At 61.8% G+C, this 17,996-nt stretch carries 14 protein-coding genes; 2 read left to right on the forward strand and 12 right to left on the reverse strand.

Annotated elements, in window-relative coordinates:
• Nucleotides 1-44: 44 nt before the first annotated feature.
• From GTQ41_RS11945 to GTQ41_RS11975, 7 genes are all read right to left on the reverse strand, one after another.
• Nucleotides 45-1,682, reverse strand: coding sequence for a BatD family protein (locus GTQ41_RS11945; protein ID WP_047293906.1), 1,638 nt, complete (start codon nt 1,680-1,682; stop codon nt 45-47).
• Complete coding sequence (locus GTQ41_RS11950; protein WP_047293908.1) at nt 1,679-3,415, reverse strand: tetratricopeptide repeat protein; 1,737 nt, start codon at nt 3,413-3,415, stop codon at nt 1,679-1,681. Before GTQ41_RS11950 ends, GTQ41_RS11945 begins: the two co-directional genes overlap by 4 nt.
• The gene (locus GTQ41_RS11955) at nt 3,412-4,491 is read right to left on the reverse strand and encodes a VWA domain-containing protein (RefSeq protein ID WP_041062472.1); all 1,080 of its coding nucleotides are present in this window, start codon (nt 4,489-4,491) and stop codon (nt 3,412-3,414) included. The genes GTQ41_RS11950 and GTQ41_RS11955 overlap by 4 nt, the downstream gene beginning before the upstream one ends.
• Nucleotides 4,484-4,981, reverse strand: a complete 498-nt coding sequence (locus GTQ41_RS11960; RefSeq protein ID WP_047293910.1) for a DUF4381 domain-containing protein — start codon at nt 4,979-4,981, stop codon at nt 4,484-4,486. The genes GTQ41_RS11955 and GTQ41_RS11960 overlap by 8 nt, the downstream gene beginning before the upstream one ends.
• A complete protein-coding gene (locus GTQ41_RS11965; RefSeq protein WP_047293911.1) occupies nt 4,978-5,922 on the reverse strand; it encodes a DUF58 domain-containing protein in 945 nt (314 codons plus the stop codon). The genes GTQ41_RS11960 and GTQ41_RS11965 overlap by 4 nt, the downstream gene beginning before the upstream one ends.
• Nucleotides 5,923-5,927: 5 nt before the next feature.
• Complete coding sequence (locus GTQ41_RS11970; RefSeq protein WP_003218556.1) at nt 5,928-6,887, reverse strand: MoxR family ATPase; 960 nt, start codon at nt 6,885-6,887, stop codon at nt 5,928-5,930.
• Nucleotides 6,888-7,177: 290 nt separating this feature from the next.
• The gene (locus GTQ41_RS11975) at nt 7,178-7,531 is read right to left on the reverse strand and encodes a hypothetical protein (RefSeq protein WP_047293912.1); all 354 of its coding nucleotides are present in this window, start codon (nt 7,529-7,531) and stop codon (nt 7,178-7,180) included.
• A gap of 503 nt (nt 7,532-8,034) precedes the next feature.
• Between GTQ41_RS11975 and GTQ41_RS11980 the strand changes: the two genes are divergently transcribed.
• On the forward strand, nt 8,035-12,930 hold the full coding sequence (locus tag GTQ41_RS11980) for an NAD-glutamate dehydrogenase (protein WP_047293913.1): 4,896 nt from the start codon (nt 8,035-8,037) through the stop codon (nt 12,928-12,930).
• 205 nt (nt 12,931-13,135) lie between these two features.
• On the opposite strand, the gene GTQ41_RS11985 is transcribed toward GTQ41_RS11980, so the two are convergent.
• The 4 genes from GTQ41_RS11985 to GTQ41_RS12000 all read right to left on the reverse strand — a co-directional run bounded on the left by GTQ41_RS11985 (nt 13,136) and on the right by GTQ41_RS12000 (nt 16,541).
• On the reverse strand, nt 13,136-13,849 hold the full coding sequence (locus GTQ41_RS11985) for an ATPase (protein WP_217325507.1): 714 nt from the start codon (nt 13,847-13,849) through the stop codon (nt 13,136-13,138).
• Between the two features lie 241 nt (nt 13,850-14,090).
• Nucleotides 14,091-14,492, reverse strand: coding sequence for a cupin domain-containing protein (locus tag GTQ41_RS11990; protein ID WP_047293916.1), 402 nt, complete (start codon nt 14,490-14,492; stop codon nt 14,091-14,093).
• Nucleotides 14,493-14,690: 198 nt separating this feature from the next.
• Nucleotides 14,691-14,984, reverse strand: coding sequence for a putative quinol monooxygenase (locus GTQ41_RS11995; protein ID WP_047293918.1), 294 nt, complete (start codon nt 14,982-14,984; stop codon nt 14,691-14,693).
• 123 nt (nt 14,985-15,107) lie between these two features.
• Nucleotides 15,108-16,541, reverse strand: coding sequence for a PLP-dependent aminotransferase family protein (locus tag GTQ41_RS12000; RefSeq protein WP_047293920.1), 1,434 nt, complete (start codon nt 16,539-16,541; stop codon nt 15,108-15,110).
• A gap of 313 nt (nt 16,542-16,854) precedes the next feature.
• Here GTQ41_RS12000 and GTQ41_RS12005 point away from each other — a divergent pair, with 313 nt between their 5' ends.
• On the forward strand, nt 16,855-17,295 hold the full coding sequence (locus tag GTQ41_RS12005) for a carboxymuconolactone decarboxylase family protein (protein ID WP_041062432.1): 441 nt from the start codon (nt 16,855-16,857) through the stop codon (nt 17,293-17,295).
• A gap of 217 nt (nt 17,296-17,512) precedes the next feature.
• Here the strand turns inward: GTQ41_RS12005 and GTQ41_RS12010 are convergent, their stop codons facing one another.
• A complete protein-coding gene (locus GTQ41_RS12010) occupies nt 17,513-17,857 on the reverse strand; it encodes a hypothetical protein (RefSeq protein WP_047293921.1) in 345 nt (114 codons plus the stop codon).
• Nucleotides 17,858-17,996 lie beyond the last annotated feature (139 nt).

The following is a 17,996-nucleotide window of genomic DNA, read 5'->3' on the forward strand; positions in this document are numbered from 1 at the left end:
GATAAATCCCCTCGCCACAGGGTTTCATTACCTCTTGGGGAGGGTTACTTCGGATAAAGCGGCGGCAATCCGCTGTCACCCACCGGATCCTGCACCCGCTCCGCCGCCGGAATCGTGCGGATTGCCCGCCACAGATCTTCACCCTGCCAATGCTGCCCGGTCTCGCTGTAGAGCGCGCCGTTGAGGCCGTCGAGGGCGTCGGAAAGTGGTACGAAGCGCGCCGCCATATCGGCTAGCGTTTCCGGCTGCTGCCGTGCCCACGCATCCAGCGCCTGGCGCGTCGCTTGCGGATCATTCGCCTGGCACGCCCGCTTGATGTCGTCCAGCAAGGTGCGCGGGCTCGGGCCGGTCTGGGCGGCGCGATGCACCGCCGGTTGCCAGCGCGCACGCCACCACAGGCCGAAGCCGAGCAGGGTGGTACAGGCGAGGATCAGCGTGCTGAGCTTCCACCACCACAACACGTCGTTGTCGACGGCGTTGGCTTGCAGGGTGCCGGCCGGGGTGTCGACTTGCAGGCTCGGGTTGTTCGCCACCTGCAGGGTGCGCGCCGGCAGGCTGGTGTGTTCCAGATGATCTTCGAAGGTGTTCCACCAGACCACATCGACGGTGGGCAGCTCGATGCTGCCGCTGCGGCTGGGTACCAGCGCTTCGCGTTCTTCACGGCTGCCGATCAGGCCGCGCTCGCCGCTCTGGTTGCTCAGCACCGGTTGATCCGGGTAACGGCGCAGGCCGTTGGCTTCGGTGCCGGGCAGGGCCGGCAGCTGCGAGCTGGCCAGGCCTTCGACTTTCAGGGTCAGGCTGCGGGTCAGCGAGTCACCCACTTGAATGTGCTCAGGCTCCGGGTTCCAGCTTTCGCTCAGGCTCAGGCTGCGCGCCGGCAGCCACGGCGCATCGGCCGGATAGGTCAGCGGTTTCGGTTTGACCGTCAGGGCGATCTCGGCGGAATTGACCCGCAGCAATTTGCCCGGTTTCGGGCCTTGCGCGGTGGCGTCCTGGCTGGGCTGGGTGTCGACCAGCGTGGCGCTGAACGTCTGCGGAGCGATGAGCAGCAAACCACTGTGCTGCGGGTAGATCGCATAGCGCATCTCGATCACGCCATGGCGCACGCCGTTGATGTCTTTCTCATAGGTACGCATGTCGCCCAGCTGTTCGATACGCGCATCGGCGATTTGCAGCGGCGTCAGGCTGCTGTCGTCGTACAGCGACACTGAATGGTAGATGCGCAGGGTCAGGATCGCCTGGGCTTGCACGTAAACGCTGGACTGATCGAGGCTGCCCTCGATGAACACCGGGTTCGGGTTGTTGTTTTCTGCGCGAGTATCGCTCTCGACCACTTGCACGGTGATCGGCTGGCTCTGCACGTCACCCAGTTGCAGCGGCGGAATGACCACGCTGCCGTTCTCTTTCGGCAGCAGGGTAATGATCCAGCGCGTGGTGGCACGGTTGTCGCCATTAAGCGTGTTCAACTGGTTGACCTGACGCGTGCCGCGCACCTCGAACAACGGTTCCAGCGGGGTCAGGTCGGGTTTGCCGAACTGGGTGACATCGCTGGTTTCGAGGGTGAGCTCGACCGTCTCGCCGGAGTTCAGGCGACTGCGATCCACGCTGGCCGTCAACTCGGCCGCCTGAGCGGTGGCCGTGCAGAGCAGCAGGGGCAGCAAGAGGGCGCTGAAGCGGGTCATCGAGTTTTTTCCTGATCCTGATGTTGTTGCTGTTCGTACCAGAATTTGCGTCGCAGCAGTTCGCCCGGGTCGTCCGGGATCTTGCCCAGCCATTGTTCCAGCGCCTGACGTTGCTCGCCTTCGAGGTTGTCCTCGCTCGGGCGCAGCGTCGGCACGGTGTCCGTTTCTTCCGTCTCGTCGATGCCCGGCACCTCGTTGGGGCCCGGTTGCGGCGGGGTGGTCGGCGGCGGTTCGCTGGCCGACTCGCCGGGCTGGGCCTCGCTCGGGGTCTCGTTTTTGACCGTCGGTGGCGGCGCGGTCGCTGGCGGTGGTTCATCGCCGGGCACGCTCGGCTGTGCCGGTTGCGGCTGTGGTTCGGCCGGCGGCGGGGTGTTCTTCTGCTTGAGCAGGTTTTCCACCAGGGCCTTGTTGGTCAGCGCCGGGCGCAGATCCGGTTGCAGTTCCAGCGCTTGCTCGTAGGCATCAATCGCCGCTTCCAGCTCGCCACTTTTCGCCAGCGCGTTGCCTCGATTGTAGTGGGCGCGGGCGTCGCTGCCTTCGGCGAAACGCTGAGCGGCGCCACTGTAATCGCCGGCTTCATACAACGCCAGCCCTTGCCACTGGTGATCTTCAAAGTGTTCGGCGGCCTCGGCCGGGCGCTTCTGCTTGAGCAAGTGCAAACCCTGTTGGTCAGGACGCAGCCACAGGTCTTCGAAGTCGAAAGCGTAGCTCGGCTGCGGCAAGCACAGCAGCAGCGGCAGGCAGAATAACCAGCCACGCCGTCCAGCACACGCGGCGAGCAGCAACAGCGGCAACAACAGCCAATAGCCCTGATCGGCCCAGGTGTCCAGGCGCACAGTCTGACCATCGTTGCGCAGGCTGCGCGGGCCATCGAGCAGGCCGAGGGCGCGCAAGTCGGATTCGTCCAGACGCGCGCTGTGGTATTCACCGCCGACGCTGGCGAGGAACGCGCCGAGGCCCGGGCTGTCGAGCTGCGGCACGCGAATCGCGCCTTGTTCATCCTTGAGGAAACTGCCGTCCTCCTGAGCGATGGGCGCGCCTTCAGCGGTGCCGATGCCGAGCATCAATAGTTGTGCTGACTGCTCGCCGAGGGCTCGACGAATACCTTGGCGTTCTTCCTCGGTCAGCGAGGAACCGATCAGCAGGATGCGTCCCTGACCGAGTGCGCCTTGCTTGAGCAAGGCCAGTGCCTTGCTTATGCCGAGATCAGCGCGATGGCCGCTTTCCGGCATCAGCGACGGTTTGAGCGCGTCGAGCAGATTGCGACTGGTCGCCAGGTCATCCGACAGCGGTACCAGCGTGTGCGCGCTGCCGGCGTAGACGACGATCGCGGTCTGCGCATCGCTGCGCGCCTGCAACAGGTCGAACAGCTTGCGCCGGGCCTGTTCCAGTCGCGTTGGCGGTGAGTCGTTGGCGAGCATTTCCGGGGTCAGCTCCAGAACGACGACCAGCGGGTCGGCGGGTTTCTGGCTGGTCTGTTCGACGCGTTCCCAACTGGGGCCGAGCAGGGCGACGAGGGTCAGCAGCCACGCCACGCCGAGGGCGACCCACGGCAGCTTGCTGGCGCGGCCATTGCCGCCGCTGAGCAGCGTCGAGTGGAAAGCCGGCGGCAGAATCATCTGCCAGCGTCCAGCACGTTTCTGCCGGTGCCAGAGTTGCCAGATCAGCCAGCCGAGCAGCGGCAGGAGCAGCAGCCACCAGGGGCGGAACCAGTGCGGCCAGAGCGCGATCATCGGCGCCTCCGCAAACGCAGGCGCTTGAGACGCTCGCGCCAGTCAGGCAACGGACTTTGCAGATACAGCTCCTTGGTAAACAGGCGTTGCAGCGGGTTGTCCGGCCACAATTCGCGGACGACCAGCAACAGGCTCAGCAGCAGGGCCAACGCCAGCGGCCAGTGATACAAGGCTTGCGCCGGGCGCGCCTGGGTCGGTTGCTGGGTCACCGGTTCAAGTTGATCGAGGGTGTCCCGGATCGCTTGCAGCTCTTTGCCGTCGCGGGCGCGGAAGTATTGGCCGCCGGTGGCTGCGGCAATCGCCTTGAGCGCCGGCTCGTCGAGGTCCAGGCTCGGATTGACCCCAAGCAGCCCGGTGCTGCCACTGTCTTCCGGGTCCGCACCAATGCCGATCGGGTAGATTTTCACCCCTTCGCTGGCGGCCAGTTTTGCTGCGGTCAACGGATCGATTTCGCCACCGTTGTTGGCACCGTCGGTGACCAGAATCAACACCCGGCTTTGCGCCGGACGCAGGCGCAGACGCTTGAGCGCCAGACCGATCGCGTCGCCGATGGCGGTGTTCTTGCCGGCAATGCCGATGCGCGCTTCATCAAGCCAGACGCGCACGGTGTGGCGGTCAAACGTCAGCGGTGCCTGCAGGTACGCCTGACTGCCGAACAGGATCAGACCGACGCGGTCGCCATCGCGGCTTTCGAGGAAATCCCCGAGCAGATGCTGAACCAGCGACAAGCGACTGACGTCTTCGTCCTGCCACTGCATGTCGGGAAAATCCATCGAACCGGACACGTCCACCGCCACCAGCAGATCACGGCCGCTGGCGGCAATCGGCAATGGTTCGCCGAGCCATTGCGGGCGGGCGGCGGCGCTCAGCAATAATAGCCACAGCAACAGAAACGGCGCCTGCTGGCGCCACGCCGGCAGGTTGGCGCGGGCCCGGCGACGGGCGAGGCCTTCGAGGTCCGAGAGAAAACTGACGCGCAAGGCCGGCTCGCCGCTGTCGGCCACCGGCAACACCAGACGCATCAGCCACGGCAGCGGCAGCAGCACGAAGATCCACGGCCAGGCGAACTCAAACATGCTTGCGAATCCAGGTGTCGACGGCTTGGGTCAGGCCGGCGATGGCTTTGTCGTCGAGTTTGCATTCCGGTTTGTAGGCGCCTTCGACCAGCACCATCCAGCGCGTCAGACCGGCCGCCGGGCAGCGGTTGTCGAGGAACGCCAGCCATTTGCGGCCATTGAGGGTGTGGCTCTGGCTGTAGGGGTAGTGGTTGCGGCATAGGCGTTTGAGCAGTCCGTTGAGCTGCTGCAGCCAGGCCCCGGCCGGTGCGCCGTCGTAGGGTTTGGGCATTTGTGCCAGTTCGGCCAGCGCGGCGATGCGCACCGGATCGAGCGGCTGTTCGGCGCGTACGATCGGGCGTTTCTTGACCGGAATGAACCGGCGCAAACGCCACGCCGCGAACCCGAGCAGCGGCAGCAATAACAGCAGCAGCCACCAGCCCGGCGCTGGCGGCCAAAAGTCGATCGGCGGTGGCGAAATCAGCGGTTGCAGTTGCTCGAGGCCGTTCATCGACTGCTCCCCGGGCGCTGCGGATTGAGGAACTCGCGCATCTGCTCGACCATTTCGCTTTGCGTGCTCAATGGCATCAGCAGCACCCGCAGTTTTTGCGCGAGCAATTCCCAGCGGGCGATACGAGCTTCGGCCTGAGCGCGATAGGTTTGACGCAGCTCGAAATTGAGGGTGTCGAGTTCCAGTTGCGCGCCCCTTTCCGCGAATCTGAGCAGCCCGGCGGCGGGCAGGGCGTGGTCCAGCGGATCGGACAGCGGCAGCATCAGCAGGTCGCAATGGCGCGCCAGCAGGCTCAGTTGCTGCTCGGCGCTGTCGGTCAGCGCGCGCTCGTCACAGATGACGATCACCAGACTGCCCGGGCGCAACACTTCGCGCGCCCGGCGCAGCGCCACGCCGAGGGCGTCGCGGTCCGGCTCGCGTTCGCTGTGCAGCGACTGATTGACCTTGACCAGGCGATTGAGCAGTTGCAGCAGGCTCTGCTTGCTGCGGCGCGGTTTGATTTCGTAATGCTCGTTGTCGCCGAACACCAGCCCGCCAACCCGATCATTGTGCCCCAGCGCGGCCCAGCCGATCAGCGCCGCCGCTTGCGCCGCCAGCACCGATTTGAACATTAGCCCGGAGCCGAAAAACAGCCGCGTGCTTTGCTCGACCATGATGAAAATCGGTCGTTCGCGCTCCTCGTGGAACAGCTTGGTGTGCGGCTCCTGGGTGCGCGCGGTCACGCGCCAGTCGATGGTGCGCACGTCGTCGCCGGCCTGATACACCCGCACCTGATCGAAGTCGACCCCGCGTCCGCGAAATTTCGAGTGATGCAGGCCGATCAGCGGGCTGCGCTGACTTGGCGTGGAAAACAACTGCACTTCGCGCACACGGTGACGCATCTCGATCAGGTCGGTGAGGCTGATGCGGATGCCCGGTTCGGACGGCAGGGGGGCGTTCATGGGGGTCAAGCGACGGCTACGACGTCGAGAATCCGCTGCACCACCCGATCCTGGTCGATGCCGGCGGCTTCGGCTTCAAACGACAGAATGATGCGGTGACGCAACACGTCGAACAGCACCGCCTGAATGTCTTCCGGGCTGACGAAATCGCGACCCGCCAGCCAGGCGTGAGCCCGGGCGCAACGGTCGAGGGCAATAGAGCCGCGCGGGCTGGCGCCATAGGCGATCCATTCGGCCATTTCCGGGTCGAACTTGGCCGGGGTGCGCGTGGCCATGACCAGTTGCACCAGGTATTCCTCTACGGCGTCAGCCATGTACAGACCGAGGATTTCCTTGCGCGCGGCGAAGATCGCTTGTTGGCTGACCCGGCGTTCAGGCTTGGTTTCGCCGTTGAGCGCTTCACCACGGGCCTGCTGAAGGATCCGGCGTTCGACGGCGGCGTCCGGGAAACCGATCTTGACGTGCATCAGGAAGCGGTCGAGCTGAGCCTCCGGGAGCGGATAGGTGCCTTCCTGCTCGATCGGGTTCTGCGTCGCCATCACCAGAAAAAGTGGTGACAGTTCATACGTGCTACGCCCGACGCTGACCTGACGCTCGGCCATGGCTTCGAGCAGCGCCGATTGCACCTTGGCCGGGGCCCGGTTGATTTCGTCCGCCAACACCAGGTTGTGGAAGATCGGCCCTTGCTGGAACACGAAACTGCCGGTTTCCGGGCGATAGATCTCGGTGCCGGTGATGTCGGCCGGCAGCAGATCGGGAGTGAACTGGATGCGATGGAACTGGGCTTCGATGCCCTCGGCGAGTTCTTTGATCGCTTTGGTCTTGGCCAGACCCGGAGCGCCTTCGACCAGCATGTGGCCGTCGGCGAGCAGGGCGATGAGCAAACGCTCGATGAGTTTTTCCTGGCCGAGAATCTGCGTTGAAAGAAAGGTTCGCAGCGCCAGCAGCGCTTCACGATGTTCCATCGGTGACTGTTCCTGGAAAGGGTGGCCCCAGGCGTTCGGATAACGCCGGGGCTGGGGGCGTTACTTTAATCCATCGAGGGGGGTGGCGACTAACGGCATTTTGCGCAAAGTGCGGGAAATGACCGGGGGATTTGTTGGAATTTTGTAGCAGGGGAGTGGTGAGGTGGCAGTTCTGGCCCCATCGCTGGCAAGCCAGCTCCCACAGGTATCAGCGGTGCGAATGCGATTTATGCAACACATCGCTCTCTGTGGGAGCTGGCTTGCCAGCGAAGAGGCCGGCTCAGGCACCCTTAAATCTGGCTGATATAGGTCCCGGTGCCATCCAGAATATTCTTCAGGGTTTCCTCAACCTCCTCCAGATCCACCATGGCCGGATTGAAAGTGATCTCCAGCACATCATCGCCATTCAGCGCATCGGCATCCGCCGCCGCGATCTCGATCTTCAGCAGCGTCTTGCCCAGGGTGACTTTCACCCCGTCGAGGGTCGAAGGCTCGCCATCCAGGGTGATCTCCAGCTCGTCCTCGTCCGGATAACGGCTCATCAGAAACATCTCGCCCTTGTCGCTATGGCAGCAGAGCATGGCCATGTTGTCTTCTTCGTCGTCGCACGGGTTGACGATCAGTAGGGCGGTGGTCATTTGCATGGGAATTCCTGCCTCGGCGGGCGTGTTGGTCGCAATTGGGCGCGATTCTGCCAGCCCTCGGGAATTTCTGCATGTGAGAGTGTCAGAGGATGTGTCGCGAACGCGACACAGGTCAATGGTCACTTCTGGCACAGATGTACCGTAAATACGGGCATTCAAGCCGCCGTTTTGCGCCATGACTGCTAGTGTTTACCGTTGCCAAAGCCTTGGTTTACGTGCCAATGACCGAATATGTCGCAGCACCGCAAGCAGACACATTGTCGCACCCATTAAGCTGCGCAACGGATGAGCACCCGTAAAGACATTGTCGGCGGCCTCGACAGTCGTTTTTGCAGATGCCCATTCAATGGAAGGTGAATGTGACCTGAGTGTCTCGTCCAGCTTCACCCACCTGTCCCCCTGTTTCCTCTGCCCGAGATTCAGGAACAGGGCGACACAAGCCCCGCAAGGGGTGTTGCACGCGACGCTTTCCATCAATAACAAGCTTAAGCGGAGTACCACAGATGGCGTTCTTCACCGCAGCCAGCAAAGCCGACTTCCAGCACCAACTGCAAGCGGCACTGGCGCAGCACATCAGTGAACAGGCACTGCCACAAGTGGCGCTGTTCGCTGAACAATTCTTCGGCATCATTTCCCTGGACGAGCTGACTCAACGTCGCCTCTCCGACCTCGCTGGCTGTACTCTTTCCGCGTGGCGCCTGCTTGAGCGCTTCGATCACGCGCAACCGCAGGTGCGCGTCTACAACCCTGATTACGAGCGTCATGGCTGGCAGTCGACCCACACCGCGGTCGAAGTGCTGCACCACGACCTGCCGTTCCTGGTCGACTCGGTCCGCACCGAGCTGAACCGTCGCGGCTACAGCATCCACACCCTGCAGACCACCGTGCTCAGCGTGCGTCGTGGCAGCAAGGGCGAACTGCTGGAAATCCTGCCAAAAGGCAGTACCGGCGAAGGCGTGCTGCACGAGTCGCTGATGTACCTGGAAATCGACCGCTGCGCCAACGCGGCCGAACTGAATGTGCTGAGCAAAGAGCTGGAGCAGGTGCTCGGTGAAGTGCGCGTCGCGGTCGCTGATTTCGAGCCGATGAAGGCCAAGGTGCAGGAGATCCTCACCAAGCTCGATCACAGCGCATTCGCCGTCGACGCCGACGAAAAGAGCGAAATCAAAAGCTTCCTGGAATGGCTGGTGGGCAACCACTTCACCTTCCTCGGCTACGAAGAGTTCACCGTTGTCGATCAGGCCGATGGCGGCCATATCGAATACGACCAGAATTCCTTCCTCGGTCTGACCAAGCTGCTGCGCACCGGTCTGACCAACGAAGACCGTCACATCGAAGACTACGCAGTGAACTACCTGCGCGAACCGACCCTGCTGTCGTTCGCCAAGGCTGCACACCCGAGCCGCGTACACCGTCCGGCCTACCCGGACTACGTGTCGATCCGTGAAATCGACGCCGACGGTAAAGTCATCAAGGAACACCGCTTCATGGGCCTGTACACCTCCTCGGTGTATGGCGAGAGCGTGCGGGTCATCCCGTTCATCCGCCGCAAGGTCGAAGAAATCGAACGCCGCTCCGGCTTCCAGTCCAAGGCTCACTTGGGCAAGGAACTGGCGCAGGTACTCGAAGTGCTGCCGCGTGATGACCTGTTCCAGACCCCGGTCGACGAACTGTTCAGCACCGTGATGTCGATCGTGCAGATCCAGGAACGCAACAAGATCCGCGTGTTCCTGCGCAAAGACCCGTACGGTCGCTTCTGCTACTGCCTGGCCTACGTGCCGCGCGATATCTATTCCACCGAAGTGCGCCAGAAGATCCAGCAGGTGCTGATGGAGCGCCTGAAGGCCACCGACTGCGAGTTCTGGACCTTCTTCTCCGAGTCCGTGCTGGCTCGCGTGCAGTTGATCCTGCGTGTTGATCCGAAGAACCGCATCGACATCGATCCGCTGCTGCTGGAAAAAGAAGTGGTACAGGCCTGCCGCAGCTGGCAGGACGACTACGCCGCCCTGACCGTCGAAAGCTTCGGCGAAGCCCACGGCACCAACGTGCTGGCGGACTTCCCGAAAGGCTTCCCGGCCGGTTACCGCGAGCGTTTCGCGGCGCATTCGGCCGTGGTCGACATGCAGCACCTGCTGAGCCTGAACGAAAAAAATCCGCTGGTGATGAGCTTCTATCAGCCGCTGGGCCAGGTGTCTGGTCAGCGCGAGCTGCATTGCAAGCTGTACCACGCCGACACCCCGCTGGCGCTGTCCGACGTGTTGCCGATTCTGGAAAACCTCGGCCTGCGCGTGCTGGGTGAGTTCCCGTACCGTCTGCGTCACACCAATGGCCGCGAGTTCTGGATTCACGACTTCGCGTTCACCGCAGCCGAAGGTCTGGACCTCGACATCCAGCAACTCAACGACACCCTGCAGGACGCGTTCGTCCACATCGTCCGTGGCGATGCCGAGAACGATGCGTTCAACCGTCTGGTGCTGACCGCCGGTCTGCCGTGGCGCGATGTGGCGCTGCTGCGCGCTTACGCCCGTTACCTGAAGCAGATCCGTCTGGGCTTCGACCTGGGTTACATCGCCAGCACCCTGAACAACCACACCGACATCGCTCGCGAGCTGACCCGGTTGTTCAAGACCCGTTTTTACCTGGCGCGCAAGCTGGGCAGCGATGATCTGGAAGACAAGCAACAGCGTCTGGAGCAGGCGATTCTGACCGCCCTGGACGACGTTCAGGTGCTCAACGAAGACCGCATCCTGCGTCGTTACCTGGACCTGATCAAAGCCACCCTGCGTACCAACTTCTATCAGACTGACGCCAACGGCCAGAACAAGTCGTACTTCAGCTTCAAGTTCAATCCGCACGCGATCCCTGAGCTGCCGAAGCCGGTTCCGAAGTTCGAAATCTTCGTGTACTCGCCACGCGTCGAAGGCGTGCACCTGCGCTTCGGCAACGTGGCGCGTGGTGGTCTGCGCTGGTCCGACCGTGAAGAAGACTTCCGTACCGAAGTCCTCGGCTTGGTAAAAGCCCAGCAAGTGAAGAACTCGGTCATCGTGCCGGTGGGTGCGAAGGGCGGCTTCCTGCCGCGTCGTCTGCCACTGGGCGGCAGCCGTGACGAGATCGCGGCCGAAGGCATCGCCTGCTACCGCATCTTCATTTCCGGTCTGCTGGACATCACCGACAACCTGAAAGACGGCGCGCTGGTGCCGCCGGCCAACGTCGTGCGGCATGACGACGATGACCCGTACCTGGTCGTCGCTGCGGACAAGGGCACTGCGACCTTCTCCGACATCGCCAACGGCATCGCCATCGACTACGGTTTCTGGCTGGGCGACGCGTTCGCCTCCGGTGGTTCCGCCGGTTACGACCACAAGAAAATGGGCATTACCGCCAAGGGTGCGTGGGTCGGCGTACAGCGCCACTTCCGCGAGCGCGGCATCAATGTCCAGGAAGACAGCATCACGGTGGTCGGCGTCGGTGACATGGCCGGTGACGTATTCGGTAACGGCCTGTTGATGTCCGACAAGCTGCAACTGGTTGCCGCGTTCAACCACATGCACATCTTCATCGATCCGAACCCGAACCCGGCGACCAGCTTCGTCGAGCGTCAGCGCATGTTCGACCTGCCGCGTTCGGCGTGGACCGACTACGACACCAGCATCATGTCCGAAGGCGGCGGCATCTTCTCGCGCAGCGCGAAGAGCATCGCCATCTCGCCGCAGATGAAAGAACGCTTCGACATCAAGGCCGACAAGCTGACCCCGACCGAGCTGCTGAACGCCTTGCTCAAGGCGCCGGTGGATCTGCTGTGGAACGGCGGTATCGGTACTTACGTGAAAGCCAGCAGCGAAAGCCATGCTGACGTCGGCGACAAGGCCAACGATGCACTGCGCGTCAACGGCAACGAGCTGCGCTGCAAAGTCGTGGGCGAGGGCGGTAACCTCGGCATGACCCAGCTGGGTCGTGTGGAATTCGGTCTCAATGGCGGTGGTTCCAACACCGACTTCATCGACAACGCCGGTGGCGTGGACTGCTCCGACCACGAAGTGAACATCAAGATCCTGCTGAACGAAGTGGTTCAGGCCGGCGACATGACCGACAAGCAACGCAACCAGTTGCTGGCGAGCATGACCGACGAAGTCGGTGGTCTGGTGCTGGGCAACAACTACAAGCAGACCCAGGCCCTGTCCCTGGCGGCGCGTCGTGCCTACGAGCGCATTGCCGAGTACAAGCGTCTGATGAGCGATCTGGAAGGCCGTGGCAAGCTGGACCGTGCCATCGAGTTCCTGCCGACCGAAGAGCAGATCAACGAGCGCGTTGCGGCAGGCCATGGTCTGACCCGTCCCGAGCTGTCGGTGCTGATCTCGTACAGCAAGATTGACCTCAAGGAACAGCTGCTGAACTCGCTGGTGCCGGACGACGACTATCTGACCCGCGACATGGAAACGGCGTTCCCGCCGACCCTGGTCAGCAAGTTCTCCGAAGCCATGCGTCGTCACCGTCTGAAGCGCGAGATCGTCAGCACCCAGATCGCCAACGATCTGGTCAACCACATGGGCATCACCTTCGTTCAGCGACTCAAAGAGTCGACCGGCATGAGCCCGGCGAACGTGGCCGGCGCCTACGTGATCGTGCGTGACATCTTCCACCTCCCGCACTGGTTCCGTCAGATCGAAGCACTGGACTATCAGGTCTCCGCTGACGTGCAACTGGAGCTGATGGACGAGCTGATGCGTCTGGGCCGTCGCGCTACCCGCTGGTTCCTGCGTGCCCGTCGCAACGAGCAGAACGCTGCCCGTGACGTCGCGCACTTCGGTCCGCACTTGAAGGAGCTGGGCCTGAAGCTCGACGAGCTGCTAAGCGGTGAAATCCGTGAAAACTGGCAGGCGCGTTATCAGGCTTACGTCGCGGCCGGTGTGCCGGAGTTGCTGGCGCGTATGGTGGCGGGCACCTCGCACCTGTACACGCTGCTGCCGATCATCGAAGCGTCCGACGTCACTGGCCAGGATCCGGCTGAAGTGGCCAAGGCCTACTTCGCCGTGGGCAGTGCGCTGGACATCACTTGGTACCTGCAACAGATCAGCGCGCTGCCGGTTGAAAACAACTGGCAGGCTCTGGCCCGTGAAGCGTTCCGTGATGATGTGGACTGGCAGCAACGTGCGATCACCATCTCCGTCCTGCAACAGGGCGACGGCACCCAGGACGTGGAAGCACGCCTGGCGCTGTGGATGGCACAGCACGAAGGCATGATCGAACGCTGGCGCGCCATGCTGGTGGAAATCCGTGCTGCGAGCGGCACGGACTACGCCATGTACGCCGTGGCCAACCGTGAACTGCTGGACCTCGCGTTGAGCGGGCAGGCGGTGGTGCCTGCGGCTGCTGCGAATGCCGAGCTTGAACCGGCCTGAGTAGTGGTTGAATGAAAAAGCCCCGGTGTCGTGAGATGCCGGGGCTTTTTTATGCTCGTTGATCCGCTCCCTGTAGGAGCTGCCGAAGGCTGCGATCTTTTGATTTTAAAAGTCAAAAGATCGCAGCCTTCGGCAGCTCCTACAGGGATGGGGTATCACCACAAAACCTGTGGGAGCTGGCTTGCCAGCGATGAGGGCCTTGGAGTCAATACAACTTATGTACTTGTTTGTTATCCAGCATCGACACTTTATCTGTCGGTCTGGTCAATAAATTACTCAACGACTGATCAAACTTCTGCAACGCCCGAACTTGCACATCCTGTTGCTGATTAATATCCGCGACGATTTCTTCCGAGCCTTTGAAGTCGGCCCAAACTGGCGTCAGTTCTTTCGCTTCAGAACCTTTTGCTGTACCGATGTAGTTCAACTTCGCATCATAAAAATCCGCACTCACATCAGCCTTGATGTCGGAACTGCGCGAGGTGATCAACTGGCTGTGGGTGTCGATGATCGCCACCACGTCGGGATGCGCCGCGCGCAGGCTCTGCATGTCCGGGTACACCGTGACGGAGCCGAACTGGCGTTGCAGCGAGGCCTTGACCCAGTCCACGGCCATGTCCGGTTTCGAGGTGTTGACGTAGGCGTCGTGGATCGGCTGCACCAGCAGGCTCTGGCCGAAACCGGTGCCGGCGTTGGCCTGATAGTCACGCAGGTATTCGCGGTTGGTCTGGGTGCTCGGGCTGTAGACCACGCCCAGTGACACGTCGGGACCGCTTTGCACCTGGGCGGCGCTGCTGCGGCCGACCGGTTGGGTAAACAGCGTGTCGAGGGACGGCACCGCTTTCGGCGCGGTGGGTACGGAACAGGCGGACAAGGCTAAAACCGATATCGCCAGGGTACTGGCAAAGGCAAGTTTCATGGTGAGTCTCCCGTGAAGCAACTTCAGTCGGAACGTCAGAGTTGTCGCGGCTGTTTGTGACGGGCGCACGACAGTTGATTCAGACTAAACCCGCCAACCTGTAAATAAGCTGACAATTTTCCGTGTTGTGGCAATGCATTAGTTTTATTGGCTTTAAGGCAAAACGGTTAATTTCGTCCGGACATAAAAAGGCGCAAAACAGGGTTTTGCGCCTTTTTATTTATGGCTGTGCCAACAACCATCAGTTTGTCAAGGGGATCAGCACTTGTTCGTCCGGGGCCAACACCATGAACACCAGCAACTTCGCCGGTTTGCTGTTGCTGGCGTTTTTCGACACCAGATGTTCGGAGCCGGCCGGTTCGTACCAGAACTGGCCTTTCTTGTAGGTGATCGGCTGTTCGCCCTTGACCTGGGAAATCACTTCGCCTTCGAGCACATAGGCCATGGCGGTGCCGTCGTGTTTGTGGGCGATCGAGGACTGGCCGGGTTTGTAGTCGACTTCAATCATCATGGCTTTCTTGCCGGGGGCGTTTTTCAGCATCTGGTCTTGCAGGACCGTGACTTTCTCGGATGGGTCGTGGGCCAGCGCGGCAGCGGACATGGACAGGGCAAGAATGGAGGTGAAAAGGTGCAGGGCTTTCATGGCGGATCACCAGTTGGGGAGGGGGTGGTGATCACAGTAGTCTGCGCGGTGGGCCATGCAAACGGCCAATATTCGGGAAGATCGGGTGACCAATCGATCGTTCGGCAGTGCGGCTGAATACGCCTTCGCGAGCAAGCTCGCTCCCACAGTTGAACGCATTCCAAATGTGGGAGCGAGCTTGCTCGCGAAGGCGTCCGGTCAGACGATGGGGAAACTATTGAAATCCACACTATTGGCCAGACGGCTATCGATCAGGTCAATAAACCCCTGCGCCTCGGGCCGGTTGAAGTGCGCCTGCATCGCCGCTTCCGACTGCCAGCGTGCGCTCACCATCCAGCGTTGGTTGTCCTCGGGGCAGCGGTCGACCATATAGGCGTCGCAGCCCGGTGTCTGGCGCAGGGTGTCGACGATCTTCTGCAACTGCCGGCCGAGCTCTTCCGAACGGCCGGCGGCAGCGCGCACCTGGACGGTGTTGATCACTTCGTTGGACATTGCTCACTCTCCTGAATCAGGCCGGACGAATCCTGCTCATTGAGGGATAACGCCCATGCAGAATAGGCCCGCACCGGTTGATCACCAATAACCAATCGGCGGTTAATCGCGCAGACCAATCATTCACGCCACTTGTTGCAGAATGTCGCGCAGGCGATCCAGAGCGGTGTCGATGTCGAGGGTTTCGATGGCGCCGAAGCCGAAATACAGGCCGCTCCTCACCGGCTGTTGATAATAGAAAATGTCGATGGGATACAACCCGACCTCGACCTTTCTCGCCAGCTCGATCACCAGCGCCAGATCGACCGGCACCTTGCACAGCACCGCCATGTGGAACCCGGCGCTGGGCGGAATCGCCTCCAGCCACGGCGACAGATCCGTGGCCATGCGCGCCAGAATCCGCTCGCGGCGCTGGGCGTAAATCGCGTGGCAGCGGCGAATGTGCTTGAGCAGGCAACCTTCGGCAATGAACTTGGCCAGCGCCCATTGCGGCAAGGTCGAAGCGTGCTGGTCAGTGAGCTTTTTCGCGCGGATCACCGCTTCGAGGATCGCCGGCGGCAGAATCGCATAACCCAGGCGCAGCTCCGGCAGCAGGGTCTTGGAGAAGGTGCCGACGTAGGCAACGATCCCGCGCTGGTCGAGGCTGAACAGGGAGTCCGTAGGCCGGCCTTCATAGCGGAACTCGCTGTCATAGTCGTCCTCGATGATGATCGCGCCCAGTTCATACGCCCGGGCGAGTAACGCCTCGCGGCGCGCCTGGCTCATTGGCATGCCCAGCGGAAACTGGTGCGACGGGGTGACGTAAATCAGCCGCGTACCCTCGGGAATCTGTTCGACCACAATGCCTTCGGCATCCACCGGAACTCCGCTGACTGCGGCGCCGTGGCTACCGAACAGCAGGCGGGCCGGCGGATAACCCGGGTCTTCCATCGCCACTCGGCTGCCGGGGCTGATCAGCACGCGGGTGATCAGGTCCAGCGCCTGTTGCGCGCCGTTGCACACCACGATGTCCTCGTCCTGAGCGTTGATCCCGCGCGAAAACGCGATGTGCCGGGCAATCGCATTGCGCAGTGCCGGCAAGCCTTCAGGGACGCTGTAGAAACCTTTGGAGCCGGCCATCTGGCGCATCGCATGCGAGACGCAACGGCGCCAGTCGTCATGCGGGAACTGGCCCTTGCTGGTGGCGCCGCCGATAAAATCGTAACGCAGCGAACCTTCTAGCGTCGGGTGCTGCAGGAACATCGGCAGGTTGCGCCAGCGCTCGATCTGTTCGGCGCTGGCCAGTTCGGTGTGCCTTTGCTTGCGCTGAATCTGCGCCGGACGGGCGTTGACGTAAGTGCCTTTGCCGATGACGCCGGTGAGGAAGTTTTCGTAAGTCAGCTGCGCGTAGGTGTCGGAAATGGTCTTGCGCGAGATCCCCAGTTGCTCGGCCAGCAAGCGACTCGGCGGTAACTGTGTGCCGGCGGCCAGACGCCCGGATTCGATGGCGCCGCGCAGCTGGTTGTACAACTGGCCGGCCAGGTCCTTGCGGCCATTGATCACGACGTGAAGTTCCATACCGACGCGGCTCCGGGGGCGATTGGGGTGTCGGCCAGATTACCGCTGTTGCGGGATCGACAATAGTTGCCTACCCGAAAAACTCCAAATTGGCCCCAACCCGTGTAGGAGCTGCCGAAGGCTGCGATCTTTTGATCTTGCTTTTGTTTGAAAAAAATCAAAGTCAAAAGATCGCAGCCTGCGGCAGCTCCTACAGGGGATTTGTGTTTGGCCGGGGGGCAATGGTGTGGCGGTTTTTCGTGGAATTGGGGCTGTAACGCCGACCACTTTGCGCCTACCGTAAAACCACTATCCCGCATTCCGAGACCTGCCCATGTCCCCGCGTCTGGACTACTACAACGCCTCACCCAAGGCGATGAAAGCCATGCTCGCCATGGAAGCGCTGACCCGCGACCTGAGCATCGAGGCGCCGCTGTTGCAACTGATCCGGATCCGCGCCTCGCAGCTCAACGGCTGCGCATTTTGCACCGACATGCATTCAGTGGATGCGCGCCGCGCCGGGGAGAGCGAGCGGCGCTTGTATGCGATCGCGGTGTGGCGCGACAGCGGCTTTTTCAACCCCCGCGAGCGTGCCGCGCTGGCCTGGGCCGAGGCGGTGACGTTGTTGGCTGAAAGTCATGTGCCGGATGATGTTTACCAGTTGGCCAAAGCGCAATTCAGTGAAGCCGAACTGGTGGATCTGACCATGGCCGTCACCACCATCAACAGCTGGAATCGCCTGGCCGTAAGCTTCCGCCAAATCCCAAGCGACTGACGTACACACCCTGTGATTGAGGTGTTCCTTGTGGTGAGGGGATTCATCCCCGATGGCCTGCGTAGCAGGCCCAACACTATCCGGCGCGGGTCCGTCAGATAAACCGAGTCAGCGGGATTGACGACTGCTGCGCAGACGATCGGGGATAAATCCCCTCGCCACAGGTGTTTTTCCCCTTTCTGTAGGTGTGTGAGTTTCTTAGCCTCAGGTGTTTGACTCATTTATTGGTTAATGGGGAGGTTCCGTTATTCGCGGCTGGGCGTTGTGGTTTGACTGAGGTGCCGAAGGTGTTGCCCATGCGTGTGCCTGTTGCGGCCGGCGTCGCGAGGCCAACCTGATTTGGCGGCCGTTTGTTCACGGGAGCGTTCATTGCCTCCTGATTCTTCTGCGCAGCAGCAGCACCCTCGGGATTGTTGCCCATCTGCTGGCTCAGACAATCGTAATTCGGCGCCTTGTAGCCGCCCACCGTTACCTCCACACAGCCCAGCGGCTGTTCGGCGTGGGCACTGGCGAAGGCGCTCAGCAGCAGCCCGCCGAGGGCGATTTTCCACAGTGATTTCATGCAAGCCTCCTGGCCGGCCGAAGCGGCCGCTCTCTATTGGCAGTCTAGTGCAAGCCTTGCGCGAATCCCGTGATGGTTTTTTTGCACCGCCCGTCACACCAGATTCATAAACAGCCATCAGGATGACGGTTTTCAGGGG

Source organism: Pseudomonas sp. AN-B15 (genome assembly GCF_019056475.1).
In the GTDB taxonomy this organism is placed as follows: Bacteria; Pseudomonadota; Gammaproteobacteria; order Pseudomonadales; family Pseudomonadaceae; genus Aquipseudomonas; species Aquipseudomonas parakoreensis.

Bases quoted from the DNA above. Each gene is read 5' to 3' on its own strand.
- GTQ41_RS11995 (WP_047293918.1), bottom strand. From the start codon at position 14,984: ATGTCCAACGAAGTGATCAACACCGTCCAGGTGCGCGCTGCCGCCGGC.
- GTQ41_RS11960 (WP_047293910.1), bottom strand. From the start codon at position 4,981: ATGAACGGCCTCGAGCAACTGCAACCGCTGATTTCGCCACCGCCGATC.
- GTQ41_RS11950 (WP_047293908.1), bottom strand. From the start codon at position 3,415: ATGATCGCGCTCTGGCCGCACTGGTTCCGCCCCTGGTGGCTGCTGCTC.
- GTQ41_RS11980 (WP_047293913.1), top strand. From the start codon at position 8,035: ATGGCGTTCTTCACCGCAGCCAGCAAAGCCGACTTCCAGCACCAACTG.
- GTQ41_RS12010 (WP_047293921.1), bottom strand. From the start codon at position 17,857: ATGAAATCACTGTGGAAAATCGCCCTCGGCGGGCTGCTGCTGAGCGCC.
- GTQ41_RS11965 (WP_047293911.1), bottom strand. From the start codon at position 5,922: ATGAACGCCCCCCTGCCGTCCGAACCGGGCATCCGCATCAGCCTCACC.
- GTQ41_RS11975 (WP_047293912.1), bottom strand. From the start codon at position 7,531: ATGCAAATGACCACCGCCCTACTGATCGTCAACCCGTGCGACGACGAA.
- GTQ41_RS11970 (WP_003218556.1), bottom strand. From the start codon at position 6,887: ATGGAACATCGTGAAGCGCTGCTGGCGCTGCGAACCTTTCTTTCAACG.
- GTQ41_RS11945 (WP_047293906.1), bottom strand. From the start codon at position 1,682: ATGACCCGCTTCAGCGCCCTCTTGCTGCCCCTGCTGCTCTGCACGGCC.
- GTQ41_RS11955 (WP_041062472.1), bottom strand. From the start codon at position 4,491: ATGTTTGAGTTCGCCTGGCCGTGGATCTTCGTGCTGCTGCCGCTGCCG.
- GTQ41_RS12005 (WP_041062432.1), top strand. From the start codon at position 16,855: ATGTCCCCGCGTCTGGACTACTACAACGCCTCACCCAAGGCGATGAAA.
- GTQ41_RS11990 (WP_047293916.1), bottom strand. From the start codon at position 14,492: ATGAAAGCCCTGCACCTTTTCACCTCCATTCTTGCCCTGTCCATGTCC.
- GTQ41_RS12000 (WP_047293920.1), bottom strand. From the start codon at position 16,541: ATGGAACTTCACGTCGTGATCAATGGCCGCAAGGACCTGGCCGGCCAG.
- GTQ41_RS11985 (WP_217325507.1), bottom strand. From the start codon at position 13,849: ATGAAACTTGCCTTTGCCAGTACCCTGGCGATATCGGTTTTAGCCTTG.